General features: G+C 36.2%; 15 protein-coding genes and 1 pseudogene. All 16 read right to left on the reverse strand.

Annotation, left to right across the window (positions count from 1 at the left end):
* Positions 1-53: 53 nt before the first annotated feature.
* Positions 54-1,024, reverse strand: a pseudogene (gene hepT / locus KFZ58_RS09720) (heptaprenyl diphosphate synthase component II).
* Positions 1,025-1,057: 33 nt separating this feature from the next.
* The gene (menG, locus tag KFZ58_RS09725; protein ID WP_235794595.1) at positions 1,058-1,762 is read right to left on the reverse strand and encodes a demethylmenaquinone methyltransferase; all 705 of its coding nucleotides are present in this window, start codon (positions 1,760-1,762) and stop codon (positions 1,058-1,060) included.
* 3 nt (positions 1,763-1,765) lie between these two features.
* Entirely contained in the window at positions 1,766-2,560 is a 795-nt protein-coding gene (locus KFZ58_RS09730; RefSeq protein WP_235794596.1) for a heptaprenyl diphosphate synthase component 1, read from the reverse strand.
* A 221-nt stretch (positions 2,561-2,781) separates the two neighbouring features.
* Positions 2,782-3,054, reverse strand: a complete 273-nt coding sequence (hbs, locus tag KFZ58_RS09735; RefSeq protein ID WP_235794597.1) for a non-specific DNA-binding protein Hbs — start codon at positions 3,052-3,054, stop codon at positions 2,782-2,784.
* An 824-nt stretch (positions 3,055-3,878) separates the two neighbouring features.
* Entirely contained in the window at positions 3,879-5,357 is a 1,479-nt protein-coding gene (gene spoIVA / locus KFZ58_RS09740) for a stage IV sporulation protein A (RefSeq protein WP_235794598.1), read from the reverse strand.
* A gap of 186 nt (positions 5,358-5,543) precedes the next feature.
* Positions 5,544-6,272, reverse strand: coding sequence for a YphF family lipoprotein (locus KFZ58_RS09745; protein ID WP_235794599.1), 729 nt, complete (start codon positions 6,270-6,272; stop codon positions 5,544-5,546).
* 24 nt (positions 6,273-6,296) lie between these two features.
* Complete coding sequence (locus tag KFZ58_RS09750; protein WP_235794600.1) at positions 6,297-6,494, reverse strand: DUF2768 domain-containing protein; 198 nt, start codon at positions 6,492-6,494, stop codon at positions 6,297-6,299.
* 918 nt (positions 6,495-7,412) lie between these two features.
* The gene (locus KFZ58_RS09755) at positions 7,413-7,673 is read right to left on the reverse strand and encodes a stage VI sporulation protein F (protein ID WP_235794601.1); all 261 of its coding nucleotides are present in this window, start codon (positions 7,671-7,673) and stop codon (positions 7,413-7,415) included.
* 58 nt (positions 7,674-7,731) lie between these two features.
* Positions 7,732-8,769, reverse strand: a complete 1,038-nt coding sequence (locus tag KFZ58_RS09760) for an NAD(P)H-dependent glycerol-3-phosphate dehydrogenase (protein ID WP_235794602.1) — start codon at positions 8,767-8,769, stop codon at positions 7,732-7,734.
* 13 nt (positions 8,770-8,782) lie between these two features.
* On the reverse strand, positions 8,783-10,093 hold the full coding sequence (gene der / locus KFZ58_RS09765) for a ribosome biogenesis GTPase Der (RefSeq protein ID WP_235794603.1): 1,311 nt from the start codon (positions 10,091-10,093) through the stop codon (positions 8,783-8,785).
* 129 nt (positions 10,094-10,222) lie between these two features.
* Positions 10,223-10,831, reverse strand: coding sequence for a YphA family membrane protein (locus tag KFZ58_RS09770; protein ID WP_235794604.1), 609 nt, complete (start codon positions 10,829-10,831; stop codon positions 10,223-10,225).
* 104 nt (positions 10,832-10,935) lie between these two features.
* Entirely contained in the window at positions 10,936-12,066 is a 1,131-nt protein-coding gene (gene rpsA / locus KFZ58_RS09775) for a 30S ribosomal protein S1 (protein ID WP_235794605.1), read from the reverse strand.
* Between the two features lie 167 nt (positions 12,067-12,233).
* Positions 12,234-12,815 (reverse strand): lysophospholipid acyltransferase family protein, encoded by a 582-nt coding sequence (locus KFZ58_RS09780; RefSeq protein WP_235794606.1) that lies wholly within the window; start codon positions 12,813-12,815, stop codon positions 12,234-12,236.
* Positions 12,816-12,845: 30 nt separating this feature from the next.
* Positions 12,846-13,523, reverse strand: coding sequence for a (d)CMP kinase (gene cmk, locus KFZ58_RS09785; RefSeq protein WP_235794607.1), 678 nt, complete (start codon positions 13,521-13,523; stop codon positions 12,846-12,848).
* 174 nt (positions 13,524-13,697) lie between these two features.
* On the reverse strand, positions 13,698-15,041 hold the full coding sequence (ypeB, locus tag KFZ58_RS09790; protein ID WP_235794608.1) for a germination protein YpeB: 1,344 nt from the start codon (positions 15,039-15,041) through the stop codon (positions 13,698-13,700).
* A 15-nt stretch (positions 15,042-15,056) separates the two neighbouring features.
* On the reverse strand, positions 15,057-15,899 hold the full coding sequence (gene sleB / locus KFZ58_RS09795; protein ID WP_235794609.1) for a spore cortex-lytic enzyme: 843 nt from the start codon (positions 15,897-15,899) through the stop codon (positions 15,057-15,059).
* Positions 15,900-16,016 lie beyond the last annotated feature (117 nt).

Genomic DNA, 16,016 nt, shown 5'->3' on the forward strand with positions numbered 1-16,016 from the left:
AATTTATGTAACCGCTAAAATTCTATCAAATTTTGGCAAAAATCGCAATCAGTTTAAGAGCTTCTTCTTCCAATCAATTTTGCTATATCCTGTAATTTTTCTTTTGCTGTATGATCCGGCAGGCCATCTAATGCTTTTAATGCCTTCTGTAAATATAAATCACTTAATTTATAGGATTGATCGATTGCATTTGTTTTTTTTAATTCGTTTAAGATTTCTTTCATTTCTGCCTCTGTTACTGTTTCAGGGTTTTCGAATTTTTTTCTTATGATTGTATGAAACGATTTTTCTTTCATTGCATAAAGAACAGGAAGTGTTACATTTCCTTGAAGCAAATCATTCCCAGCAGGCTTTCCCAATTCTTTCGATGTTGAAGTAAAATCCAAAATGTCATCTATTATTTGATAGGACATACCGATATAATAACCATATTGATATAATTTATCTGCCTGTTCTTCAGGAATATCACTAACAATGGCCCCAACTTACAGCTTGTTGCTATTAACAGGGCTGTTTTCCTCTTAATTCGCCGCAGATAATCTCGTACGTTTTGTTCAAAGTCATATTTATCCTTTATTTGTTCTATTTCTCCAACACAAACTTCAACAATCGTTTTTGCCAATAGACGATGAACATTTGCTTGTTTAATTGTTGTAATCTCCTCTAAAGCACGGGCTAATATGTAATCACCCGTGTACATTGCAACACGATTATCATATAAATGTTTTATCGTTGGTTTTCCCCTGCGCAGCTTTGCGTCATCAACAACATCATCATGGACAAGTGTTGCCATATGGATCAACTCAAGTGAAACGGCAACCGTTTTAATCCGGTCCATATTGAAATTTCCAAGCTGACCAGATAACACGACAAAAATAGGGCGAATTCGCTTTCCCCCAGCTTTTAATAAATCAGTGGATGCATCACGTAAAACGGGATGCTCAGCTTGTATAACCTTATTTAATGATTCCTCAATGATGTCTAAGTCTTTTTTTAAATATCCATATGTTTTAGCTATTTTCATGTGTGTCACCTTTTATTTTTAAGAAAATATATTTCATTTAAATCCCATATGCATTGCTGCTACTCCACCTGTATAACTTTTCATCTGAACAGAAGAAAAACCAGCCTCCAGAAACATTTGCTTCAATTCCTTTTTATCCGGAAAGCTTTTTGCTGATTCATGTAACCATGCATACTCTTTATAACTTTTTGCAAACATTCTTCCTATTAGCGGCATAACAAAACGAAAGTATAAATAATATAATTGCCTAAATCCAATCAAGGTAGGTTGTGAAGTTTCCAAACAAACAACTTTACCATCAGGCTTTACAACACGCCTGAGCTCTTTTAAAACAGTCATATAATCTGGCACATTACGCAAACCAAAGCCAATTGTTACATAATCAAATGAGTTATCATCAAATGGCAAATCCATAGCATTCCCATGTATCAAGCTTAGTTGCTTAAGATCACGATCGTTTTTCTTTTCTTCAGCAATAGATAACATATTTTGACTGAAATCAATACCGACAACTTCCCCGGTCATCCCTGTGGCCTCAGCTAAAGATATGGACCAATCTCCGGTTCCGCAGCAAACATCCAGTGCTTTAGATCCTTCAGTAACATTCATACGTCGCATGACGTCTTTGCGCCATGCTTTATGCCTTTGAAATGAAATGATTGAGTTCATCGAATCATATTTTGTATAGATATTTTCAAAAACATGATGTACTCGTTCTTCTTTCGATGGTTGTGTCATAACTTACCCTTCTTCCACAAATGAAGTATTATTATACAAATACATATTTATCATTAATTGAAGATGACGTCTAAGCATGTTGTGATGTTTTGGCAACGTCAACAAAGAATGCTCTATTTGCTTCAGGTTATGTTGTATAATAGTGTCAATCATATTTAATACAGACGTGTATGTGCTCTTTGTTGAATGATTTAACCAACCATTTACAAGTGGAGAAAACTCGTTACTGTTCAAATTTCTTTCTTTAATTAGCTTGCTTGTTACTAACCAATCACCTACTACAGAATTAAGTGAAATATCGCCTACAAAATCTGCCACTTGAAGAATTAATGTGGATTCAATAACTTTTACTATATCGACATATGCTTGGAGTGAATTCGCCTCATTATAATAAAGCTTCATTTTATATTCATTAATTTCTTTTATTGCGGATGCTAAATTATGTATAAGGTCAAAGTCGTCTATTTCTGCCAAAAGTAAATAGTAGAGGCCACTGAAATAATCCCCTGCTAGAACGTTTAATTGTTTTGATACATTTACTTCTTCACTTTTATCCGGATCGTTTCCCTTTGGCACCAATTCATGCGTATCAAGCGCTACTTGTACAAGCATTGTAGTAATGATATATCGCTCTTTTTGTTTGGTTAATAATGTAGTATTATTTATAATTGCAGCTAAAATAGTTAGCTTCTCTTCATCAATCACGGGCTTTTGCATATGCTTTTTGAGATATGCATGTTGAATTCTATCTTCAACAAGTGCCTTAAGATGTCGAATTTCTGTACTGGAAGTATTCAACGAAATCACCTCAGCCCTTTCATACATTCGGGTAACCACTGTAGTTATTATAGCATAATTTAAGTCCAATCGATAATAAATAATTCGGTTGCTAGGCTATCATGTTTAGTGGATAATTTCCAGTATCTATCTTTTCCATTGTTTCTAATATTATTTGAATATGTCACAATATCGAATTAAAAAAGGGTACGTATACACGCACCCTTTTTGCCCTATGTAAATTATTTTACACTATCTTTAAGGGCCTTTCCTGGTTTAAACGCAGGAACTTTGCTTGCAGGAATTTCGATCTCTTCTCCTGTTTGCGGATTACGGCCTTTACGAGCAGAACGCTCACGTACTTCAAAGTTACCAAATCCGATTAACTGTACCTTTTCACCATCTTTAAGTGAATCCATGACAGATTCGAATACGGCATCTACTGCTTTTGTAGCATCCTTTTTGGAAAGTTCGCTTTTTTCTGCTACAGCATTAACTAAGTCTGTTTTGTTCATGACATTCACCTCCTCCCGGGTAGTTTCAATAGACATTGGAACAGATAATAAAACTATTATCATTTGTTTACCAATTTGCCAGCTTTTATACTTCGATATCACCTACTGCATAAGATGACAAGGCTTATAATAACTGAGTTTGCAACAAAATTCAACAATAAGTACCCAATTTTTCGGTTTTTATCTCAAAAACCCCTAATTTTATATAAAAAATCAGCAAAAACAGGTACAAATGTGAAGAACTAGCTTAACTCGGGAGCTTTCTATAGAAATTATCGCCTTACTACATATATACGACATTGTTTGGTAAATTCCTTCCGTTCAGCAAAATTTTTTATACAAATAAGGCTGTTTTCTAAAAGTTTGTAGCTTTTGACACAAAAGATATAGATTGCGACGTAAGTGCTTGTTGATTTCCGCTCCGGACCGTTGCGCACCTTAGGGCACGGCTTCAGCCTTCGACGCACAGGACGTGTTAGTGCAGGTGTTGCGACAGGACGTCGCGAACTTAACCTGCCTCGCTGAAGACCACCGCTGCGGGGTCTTCAGACACGTTTTTCTGAGCAGGAGTCAACGGTCCTCCGCTCCAATCAACTATCAAAAGTGGATATCTGTAGCTGGATTTTAATAGGCACAACACCAGCGAAGGAAATACATGGAGACTCATCAGCCGCCCTAAGGTGCGCGGAATGTATTTCCGTAGCGGTGGGTAAAAGCATCTATCTTAATTGCAAGTTACGTCGCAGTTTATATCAACTGTGAAGATTTAAAAGCAACAATACTTGTGAAAAGAGCCAAAATAAAAAAGCAGCTAATAAAAGCTGCTATAAGATAATTGCTATTAGTCCTCCTGATCCTTCATTGATGATCCGCTCTAATGTATCTTTTAATTTATATCTTGCATTCTCTGGCATAAGTGATATTTTCCCTTGAATTCCTTCTCTTACAATGGAACTAAGCGACCTGCCAAAAATATCTGATTCCCATATCGATAATGGATCCTCTTCAAAATCTTGCATTAAATATCTTACTAATTCTTCACTTTGTTTTTCTGTACCGATTATGGGTGAAAACTCCGATTCCACCTCTACCTTTATCATATGAATAGACGGAGCTACAGCCTTTAATCTCACACCAAATCTTGACCCCTGTCTGATTATTTCAGGCTCATCCAATATCATATCCTCTAAAGTCGGTGCTGCAATACCATATCCTGTTTGCTTAACCATTTTCAGGGCACCTGATACTTGATCATATTCCCTTTTTGCATGTGCAAAGTCCTGCATTAACTCCAGTAAGTGGTCTTTGCCACGTATTTCTTCCCCAACAATTTCTTTTAAAATCTGATCATACAGATGATCCGGTGCATGTAAATCAATCTCTGCAACACCCTCGCCCATTTCCATCCCAGCTATGTTTGCTTTATCAATATAGTCATGTTCTGAAAAATCACCTACAATTTGATCAACATCTCTTAATCGCCTAATGTTTTTAACGGTCGTTTGAATAGATTCCTGATAGTTTTCTCTTAACCAATGATCTTCGTTTAAAGCCATTACCCAGCTTGGAAGATTAACATTGACTTCCAGTACCGGAAATTCGTAAAGCGCTTCACGTAGTACATTATATACATCATGTTCTGTCATTGATTCTATACTCATGGATAGAACTGGTATATCATATTTTTCTGTTAAGTCCTGACGCAATAATTCTGTATCCTGACTTCTCGGATTAGTCGAATTAATAACCATGATAAAAGGTTTACCAACTTCTTTTAACTCGTCAACCACTTTAGCTTCTGCATCCGCATAATCATTTCGCTCGATTTCTCCTATTGTTCCGTCTGTAGTTACAACTACACCTATTGTTGAATGCTCTTGGATTACTTTTCTTGTACCAATTTCAGCTGCATCGTGGAAAGGTATTTCATCTTCATACCATGGTGTATGAACCATTCTTGGGCCGTTCTCATCCTCAAATCCTTTAGCGCCCTCTACGGCATAACCCACGCAATCTACCAATCGAACATTTACATCAAGGCCTTCTTCTACATTTACCGACACAGCCTGATTAGGAATGAATTTGGGTTCTGTAGTCATAATTGTTTTGCCGGCAGCACTTTGCGGCAATTCATCATGCGCCCTCGCGCGATCGCTTTCCTCTTCAATGTTAGGTAGCACAACTAATTCCATGAATTTCTTAATAAATGTTGATTTACCTGTACGGACAGCTCCTACGATTCCTAGATAAATATCTCCATTTGTCCGTTTTGAAATATCCTTAAAAATATCAACTTTTTCCAAAAGATCCCCTCCCGATCTCCGTACTTTTGAATTATGAACAAACTACGAATTATTGTCATTACAAGTCTATGATGTTGTCCTATCATAATATGACTTAAATATGTGTAAAAGAATGAAGAAAAAGACGAAAAACAATAAACCCTTGCAACAATATATGTTACAAGGGAATGAATATGTTATATTTATTTAATTATCTAATGAGGAGAATACTGGATCGCCGTCCTTAATTGTATATGGTATTGAATATGCAGGAACAAACGGCGTGTTTTCCGCTAATATATTACGAATGTCATCTCCTTCTTTGTAGTCATGTTGGTATTCGTTTAAGGCATTTTTAAGATCGATGCGATAATCCACATGCAATTTGCCTTCTACATCCATAACGATAGGAAGGTTTTCATTAGAATAAGGACTTTCTACACTTGGAGGGCTTTCAAATCCTAATTTTTGATAATCAATCGTATATATATCTTCAGCAATTTCCTCTCCAAAAGGAGGATAGATATTTTCGTTTCGGTAGATGTCAAGCTGCACATTTACGCTTCGAATAGCTTCCGTCATTTGTAAATCAATTAGCTTTACACGTGGGTTTTCTTCTGGTGTTATTAATGTATACTGATAGACTCCACCGTTTTCATATGCTGTTCCAGGAATTTCAGAAAGCGCATTGCTATCCTTTAGTGCGGTAAAATCGATCAAATATTTTTGAAAAATGGGTGTATCATCCGGTTTTGTTTTAATAGGCAATAACCCTTGTGTTTCCTCCTGATATGTCTCGACAGCATGTTGGACTTGTTCCAGTTGCTGTTCATTAGGCGATTGGTTTTTGGCTAATTCACTTTCAGGAGCTAAACAACCACTTAGTAACATTACAAGTAATAGGGAGCTGAATATACGGATATATGTAAACTTCATTTAATAGCCTCCTTTTGCACCATTCTAGTTTGTCGGGCCACTAAAAACAATATAAAAAATAATTAAAGCACCTACTAATAAGAATAAATATGCAATTAATGATACAATTCCTGCCAACAAGCCTTTTAGCTTGTACCTGCTAAGTAAAATAAGACCAATGGCTAAAATTAAAAAAATCATGCCTGCAAATGATATGTACATTTTAAGCATTGCTAACGACATTTAATTCACTCCTAAAATATAAAGAAATTCAACGTTCCAAAACGTATTATAACATAGGGCATCAATTACAAGTATTAAAATGTTTTTTTCAAATTATTCGTGAACAAAATAAATCTATACAAAGAACAAACAAATGAGAACAATTATGAAACAGTTAATTTTATAGAGGTTTATAAAGTATAAAGTTGTTATAAGTGTTCGCCTAAAGTATCACCCATCTGTAATTCAAATAATCAATGAACATATTCAAGGAGGAAGGAAATCGTTTGTCTGCCAATTTAATTTTTAAATGAATAATTACCGCGCTGCTTGTAATTTTAGTACTTTATCATTACCTATCTTTATTTCTCGCAAATTATACCTATTTTGCTGGCATTTCTATTAGCCCTGATTTTTGAACCGTTCGTCCGGTTTCTAATGCGTAAATTTAAATAGAAAAAACGCATATTGCCTGTACTGATTCTTCTTATATATTGCCGTTATTGTCATTTTGGATATGGTCTATGATTGGGTTACCGGATTCCCGGTTATGCAGTGAAAATTCCAATGGCAAATCTTTTTTTACAGGACTGGAGGAACTATCTACAAATTAGTTCAAACAATAAATATGACAACTTCGATTATTACGGAGATAGGGAGATGGGTGCAAACATTTGAAATAACAGAGGAGAATTAAAGCAGGAAGATACATAATTCATACTGTCTGCATCTTAAATACGGTATTTGGCAGCTGGGACGAGCTAAATACCTATCACAACTACAGAATTTTATCATTTCCAGAAAAAAACCCGGGATGAAAGGGGCAATTCCATCCCGGTTTGACTAAATAACATCCACAGCAACTCCATACATGAATGCTTGTGCGATTTATTTTATGCAAGTATTGGTTTTATTGCATCCTCACTTGCCCAGGTGCAGTTATTTTCCAAAAAATTTATTTAACGATTCCGCATCCATTGGCATATTATTTTTTGTAATGGAATGTACGATTTTATCTTCTTTTTCCTTGGATAATGGTTTATTAGCTATTTTTGACAAATGACGAACTAATTTTCTTACTGTCTTTTCATCGGAAAAATCGGCATTTTTTACAGAATTTGCGACTTTATATACTTCATCTGGGTTAATATTTGCGTTTTGTTGTACTTTGTCAAAAAGATCTTTTTGAAAGTTATTCACACATTCTCCTCCTTGCTTAGTTAATTCAACATATTATATGCAGGGAGGATAATTACTGTTATTGTGAATAGCGTTCTGTGAGCAATTTGGCTAAATCGTCCATTTCTTCCCGTTTATTTCTATTCATTAATTGTTCTACAACATCTCTAGGCTCTTTTTCATCAAATAATATTTGATGAATGCCTGTAGTAATCGGCATTTCTACTTGTTGATCTTCAGCAAATTGATATGCAGCCTTCACTGTCCTTACACCTTCTACTACCATACCCATTTGCTGTAGTACGTCATCTAACTTATACCCCTGACCTAATAAATTCCCGGCACGCCAGTTACGGCTATGTACACTTGTACAGGTAACAATTAAATCGCCAACACCTGGTAACCCCAAAAAGCTGAGCGGATTAGCTCCAAGCGATGTTCCTAAACGTGCAATTTCAGCTAATCCTCGTGTTATAAGGGCTGCTTTTGCATTATCTCCATATCCCAGGCCATCTGAAATACCTGCACCTAAGGCGATAATATTTTTCAATGCTCCTCCTAGTTCTATTCCCAAAACATCCGGACTTGTGTAAACACGAAAAGATTCATTAATAAATAAATCCTGTGCATGTTCTGCATTCTCATTAGTTATGGAAGAGACTGTTACAGTTGTAGGTTGTCTTAGGGCAACTTCTTCTGCATGACTAGGGCCGGATAACACTACAATATCTTCATCCCTGTAGTGATCCATTTCCTCACTTATCAATTGTGAAACCCGTTTCAATGTAATTGGTTCAATACCTTTAGACGCATGGATGAGGGTAACTTTATGTTTAAGTGCTTCATTCAGCTGCCTACACACATCACGTATTGCACTTGTGGGTACGACGATAACAATCGAGGTAACGTCATGAACTGCTTCTTCTAGATTATGAACTGCTTTTATTTGCTCAGGTATAGTCACATCTAAATATTTTTCATTTTTGTGTTTCTTATTAATGTTTTCAACTTGATCCTTTCGATGTGACCAAAGGCGAACGTCATTCCCATTATCCGCTAAAACGATACTTAATGCGGTACCCCAACTTCCCGCACCCAATACAGCAACACTAGCCATATGTTTTCCCTCCTTATTGCCTTTTTCTTGCAAATATTTGAATTGGTGTACCTACAAAACCAAATGCGTCTCGTATTTTATTTTCTAAAAAGCGTTTATATGAAAAATGCATTAATTCAGGGTCATTGACAAATACGACAAAACTGGGTGGTTTAACAGCAACTTGAGTTGCATAAAGTACTTTCAGGCGCCTTCCTTTAAGTGTTGGCGTTGGATTCATTGCCAATGCATCCATGATGACATCATTTAAAACGTTGGTAGGTACTCGTTTCGCGTGATTCTCGCTAGCTACCTTTATTGATGGAATAAGTGTATGCAGTCTTTTCTTTGTCTTGGCAGATAAGAATACAATTGGCGCATAATCTAAAAACTGAAATTGCTTTCGTACTTTTGTTTCATATTCTTTCATTGTTTTTTCATTTGATTCTACTGTATCCCATTTATTTACAACAATAACAATTGCACGTCCTGCATCGTGTGCATATCCAGCAATCTTTTTATCTTGTTCTCTAATACCTGTTTCAGCATCAATTAAAACTAATACCACATCTGAACGCTCAATTGCCTTCAGTGCTCGAAGTACACTATACTTTTCTGTAGTCTCATAAACTTTCCCCCGCTTTCGCATGCCTGCTGTATCAATGATGACATAATCTTGCGCGTCTTTATTTAAGTACGTATCAGTAGCCTCTCTTGTTGTACCTTCTATTTCACTTACGATGACACGTTCTTCATTTAAAATGGAATTGACCAAGGATGATTTGCCGACATTTGGTCTCCCGATTAAACTAAAATAGATCGTATCTTCATTATCTTCTTCATCCTCATTTTGGGGGAAGTGACTGACTACTTCATCTAATAGATCGCCCAAACCTAAACCGTGAGATCCTGAAATAGGATAAGGAATGCCAAAACCTAGTGAATAAAATTCATAAATATTTTCGCGCATTTCCGGATTATCAATTTTATTAACTCCAAGAACAATTGGCTTATTTGATTTAAACAATAGCTTAGCAACCTCTTCATCGGCTGCTGTAATGCCTTCTTTGCCATTTACGAGGAAAATAATAACGTCTGCTTCATCAATCGCTATTTCGGCTTGGTAACGCATCTGCTGAAGTAAAGGCTCATCACCAATTTCAATTCCTCCTGTGTCAATAATATTAAAATATTGGGATAGCCACTCACCTTGTGCGTATACCCTGTCTCTTGTTACTCCTGGAACATCATCGACGATAGAGATTCTTTCGCCAACTAATCTATTAAATATAGTTGATTTTCCAACATTGGGTCTTCCTACAATAGCTACAACTGATTTCCTCATGAAAGGAACATCCTTTCTCTATACCCTAATTTGCTTTAACTTCATTCATTCTAGCAAATGTTGATGACATTAACAATTAATTTTAGTGCTTCACAATAATAAAAAGCTCACTCAAGATTTTGAAGCTATTCAATCATTTTGCCACTTCACTGTTTGCTTATGGTTGTTTTGTAACACCGCATATAATTTATATTTTCCCGTGTGTAGTATGTCTAGTAACTTAAGTATTCCTAAAATAAATAACAAAACATCAAAAAACTGCATTTCCCCTATGGATACACGGAATCCGTAGCTCGATAACATAAGCCCATAAATCAGCTCTCCACATGATAAGCCTAATAAACAAATACATAATTGATTGTAAAATCCTTTAGCCAATATGGTTATAAGCAGACCCAAAATAAATGAAATAAGAATCACTCTTGGTAAAATAAACCATACAGGTGAGCCTTTTTCCCATAAAAGGATAGCTGCATAACCAATCATAATCGTAAATGAAGCAAATAAGTGATATATCACACGCGGCAGCTGTATTAATAAAACAAAGGATCCTCCGATTACTAGTAAAAGTGCCACGGAGATTTGCTGATTGGGGGTTCCGATGTAGATGCTAGAACTGAGAATCGTTACTAAGATCCAGCTGGCCAAAATCGTTCTTTTTTTACTTTTTATCATGAAAAATGTAACAATAATCCATAAAATCCAACTAAACCAATAAAATAAAAGACCATTCGCCATAAACAACACATCCCATTAGGCATTATGGCTATTATTTATAAATTCTATACAAAAAAGAGTTCTTTCCAAACGAAGGAAAGAACCTTTTATATTATTTATTAAATTTACTTGTATTTATTAAGCTTATCTCCAATGAAGTCACCAATTTGGAATCCGGATTGATCTTCATCTTTTTCGTATTGCTGATAATCTTTAGCTTCCTGTTCCTGCTCCAGTTCTTTAATACTTAGTGAAATTCGTTCTTCTTTTTCATTTACATCGAGTACCTTGACTTCGATCTGCTGGCCAACCTCAAGAACCTCTTGTGGTGTACCTATATGCCTATTTGCAATTTGTGAAATGTGAACTAACCCTTCTACGCCGGGTAGTACTTCAATAAATGCCCCAAAGTTAACAAGACGCTTAACGGTTCCTTCCAATACATCACCTCGAGAAACGCGATCTGCTATATTAGCCCATGGTCCTGGCAATGTTTTCTTTCGTGATAGGGAAATACGCTCATTATCACGATCAACGGACAATACTTCGACGCTAATATTGTCCCCCTCTGAAACTACATCAGATGCTTTATCTACATGCTCATGTGCTAACTGGGATATATGAACAAGACCATCAACGCCACCAATATCGACAAAAACACCAAAATGGGTTAGACGCTGTACAGTTCCTTCCAGAACTTGACCTTCTTCTAACGACTGTAATAGTTCATTTTTGACTACATTAGCTTCTTCTTCGACTACTGCCCGATGGGATAATATGATACGATTTTGTTCTCTATTTAAATCCGCTATCTTTACAGTTAATCGTTTATCCTTATAACCTGAAAAGTCCTCAACAAAATAAGTTTCAACTAACGATGCTGGTATAAAACCACGAATGCCTACGTCAACAACCAGGCCACCTTTTACAATTTCTTTTACTTCTGTTTCAAATGTTTCTTTGTTATTATACTTTTCTTCTAAATCAACCCAGGCTTTATCAGCATCGATTGCTTTTTTGGAAAGTATTATTTCGTCATCATCTATTTTTATTACTTTTAAGGTAATGGCCTCCCCCTCTCCTGCAACATCACTCGTTGACTCTACGTGAAGATTTGATAGTTCACCAATTGGGAGTATACCTTCCGTTTTATACCCAATATCTACAAGAACTTGTTTTTCTTCAACTTTAACAACTGTACCTGTCAATGTATTACCTACTTCTACTTCTTCTAATGCATTGTTTGTTTCACTCATATCCATAGCCTCCTAAAGCAGTTCGAACTGTCATGTGATTTTGATGACAATACAAGTTTCCTTTTATTCTACATTTTATATTAGTAAATGTTTAAAAGTAAACTAATAAAAAAACCCTTTTATATAACTTCTAATAATTATAATTATTTGTCAAGTAAAGCAGTTTCTTATTGATGATTTTCCTTAAGTGTTTTAATCTCTGCCATGATAGCTTCAGCAGCTTCTTTTGCAGAAGCTTTAGTAGAACGATAATGATCCATGTCTATTGGCTTACCATATACAACTGTAAGTCTCTTCCATCCTTTGTATGGCCCAATAATAGCACATGGAATGATTACTGCACTTGATCGTAATGCAAAAAATCCGGCCCCTGCTAACGGCTGTCCAAGTTCACCTGTTTTACTTCTAGTCCCTTCCGGAAATAGCCCCAGGGTTTCGTTATTTTCAAGTATTTTAAGCCCCTTTCTTAATGCGTTACGATCACTTATTCCCCGTTTAACTGGAAATGCATGGATAGCTACTAATAATTTACCCAAAATACGCTTTTCGAATAATTCTCCTTTCGCCATAAAGTATATATCCCTTGGAGAGGTAATGCCAACTACAGGTGGATCTAAATTCGATATATGATTAGAACAGATAATGACTGGCCCTTTTTTTGGTACATTTTCTTTACCAATTACGTTGATTCGAAAAAGCGGGAAAAAAATACTAGCTACAACATATTTTGCTACTTTATATAAACTCATATGCATTCCCCCTTTAAGCGTGATTTTTAGTTAATTAGTAGTCTTTTTGGCCTTCGCTAAAATACGCTGCGCCACGTCATTAATTGATAAAGAAGTCGTATCTATTTCAAATGCATCATCTGCTTTAATTAAAGGAGCAGCTTCCCGTTTGGAGTCGATAAGATCTCTTTGTTCAATTTCCCTTTTCAACGCTTCTATATTAGATTGAAATCCTTTTTTTAGGTTCTCTTCATATCGCCGTTTCGCGCGTTCTTCAACTGTTGCAACTAAGAATATTTTTACTTCTGCATTCGGAAGGACATGCGTCCCAATATCCCGGCCATCCATAACAACACCACGATTTGCAGCTAAATTCTGTTGCCTATTAACCATTTCTTTGCGAATATTGGCATGTTTAGCAACAAATGAGACATTGTTTGTAACCTTTTGTGAGCGAATTTCGGATGTAACATCTGTACCATCTACCGATATGATTTGACCACTTTCACCTTGTTTTAATTTAATATCTATACGTTTTAGTAAGTTAACTAAAAGATCCTCATCATCCAAATCAATATTTTCAATCATTGCTTGAAGTGTTAGGGCACGATACATTGCTCCTGTATCAATATAAATATAGGAAAGTTTCTCTGCTACGATTTTTGCTACGGTACTTTTTCCAGCTGCCGCCGGCCCGTCAATTGCAATTGCTATTGTTTTATTATTCACTGAAAAAATTCATCCCTCTCATCGCACTAAAAGATTAAGTAACCATTAGAAAAAACTTGGCAAGTACCAAGTTACTATTAACCATCTTAGTTTAAATAATAACATAACTGTTATGAAAAACGCTATCGCATCTTTTTAGAGATAAATGAAAAAAGGAAAGGCATAAGCCCTTCCTTAAAAAGTTCCTGCATAATTTATTTCTTTGCCATCTAATTTCTCTACTCTCTCTTCTCTTCCATTCATTGCATTAATAAATATTCGATATGTTTCATTATCTAATACACCCAGAAACTCATAGGTAAATACTTCCTCACCCATATCATTATCAATGACAGCCATAAATTCTTCCTGTATGTCCACATTAGGATTCACGGCTTCCTTCGCTTCAGATTCAGATAGTTCGGGCTCAGGTATGTCCCTCTCGGTGTGATTCATAAAATAGTTTTCTGCTGTAATCCCTAGTATTTCACCATTATCTAACCCAACTTTAACTTCTATTGCATCAGAGAATACCCGGACACCGTCATCATTATAGATAAATGAATAAAAACCGACGTTGTCGTATTCATTACTTTCGTACACCTGCATATTTTCGAAGTTATTGTTTTCTATATATGCTTCTGCTTCTTTCAATCCTTCATTTAGGCTTATTTGTTTTTCATTAACTGGTCTGTCGATTAATAGCGTTATTGGATGCCCTCCCTGCACAGACATGTCCATATAGCCATTCTTTTCATCATTTTTATAGGAAATACTGTACATAGGGATGTCAGCTCCATCACCAGTTTGCGTGAGTGTCATATTTTGTTCATTATCGACGTTAAAATGTTCTTTACTTAAATTTAACGCCTCCTCCTCACTAATTTGATCTCCATCCAACGATTTATATTTATGTTCTTGTGAGGAGGTTCCCGTTATAGGAGAATCAACATTACTCTCTGAAAACCCTTCTACGGTGTCTTCAACTGTTTTAAAACCATCAACGATCGTATTGTCCATTTGCTCATCTTCATTAGCTAAAGCAAGTTGAACATCCATCCAGCGTAAATTATTATCTAAAGCTACATGCTGAACACGCCTGAGTTCATTTTTAATATCTGTCGATTGTGCATATAAATCTTCTAATGACTTCGTCTCCTCGTCGGAAAGAGGCTCATCTTCTAAATTTCGTACTGCTGTTTTATACGTAAAATCACCGATATTGGAAAGAAATTCTTCCGTTTTGTTAAAGGGAAGCAAACCTAATGGCAGTTGACCAACATTTGATAAGGACTCTGATGTCAAGCGCCATATATCCACTAATTGCGGGGACAGTCTTTGAGTTGAGTTCATGGCTAGTGCTGTACCGATTTTGTCATTTAACAAATCCATATTATAGGACAGTTCATGAAACGCACGTTGATAGGTATTCTCTGCTTGGGTAAGTACGGCATTCTTTTCCTGATGCTCTTGATAGCCCCAAAAAGCTGTTCCAGCAACTCCAATCGTAAGTACTGCTATTAAAATCCAACGAATCATATATCTCACACCTTTCTATATAGCAAATATGTGTTTGCCGATTTTTTTAATTTGTTGCCTTGTCCAGATCCAATCTGATGTTGCTGTGTCAGGGTTAAAATAATAGATTGCGTTTCCTGATGGATCCCAGCCATTAATCGCATCAAGCACAGCTTCTGTTGCAGTCTCGTCAGGCGTTAACCAAATTTGTCCGTCGGCAACGGCAGTAAAAGCTCTTGGTTCAAATATGACTCCAGAGGCCGTATTGGGAAATGTGGGGCTTTCAACCCGATTTAAGATAACTGCCGCAACTGCAACCTTACCTACATAGGGCTCCCCTCTAGCTTCTCCGTGTACTGCGTTTGCCATCAATTGAATATCATTTTGTGAAAATCCTTGTGGTACATTTACACTTGCCGTACTTGTTGATTGGCCTTCTGAGGCACCACCATCTGCGTTCGCACCACCCGATCCTCCACCTGAGGAGGTCTGATTCTGAGTATCGTCACCTCCATAATGTGTAAAATCGTTTCCCTGATTAATTTGTTCCTTCACATAACTCTCATCGTAATTACTTGCTTCTACAAGCTTATTCTTTGTAGTCTGTCCGGCTAAACCATCTATCTCAAGTCCGAACTCATATTGAAAGTTTCGTAAGGCCCAGTACGTACCCCAACCGAAGACACCATCAATATCTCCATTATAGAAACCTAAATATTGTAATCTGGATTGTAATTCAATTACATCGTCCCCTGTTGCACCTTGCTGAATCACTTGAGGACTAAAAGCATCTACAGGCTTTTGTGAATGTGATGCTAGCAGTCCTATAAATAATAAACATGTAATTACAAATAAAAGAGACATTTTTTTATAGGCCATCGTTTATCCTCCTGCTTTATATTGTGATACCTATTTTTTGAATTAATCTCCTTTTTATTCATAAATAGATGAATATCTTAAAGTCGGTCTTCTTGATAAGCAATTTTAAAACCTCTT

It is taken from the genome of Virgibacillus sp. NKC19-16, from assembly GCF_021560035.1.
Classification (GTDB): domain Bacteria; phylum Bacillota; class Bacilli; order Bacillales; family Amphibacillaceae; genus Virgibacillus_L; species Virgibacillus_L salidurans.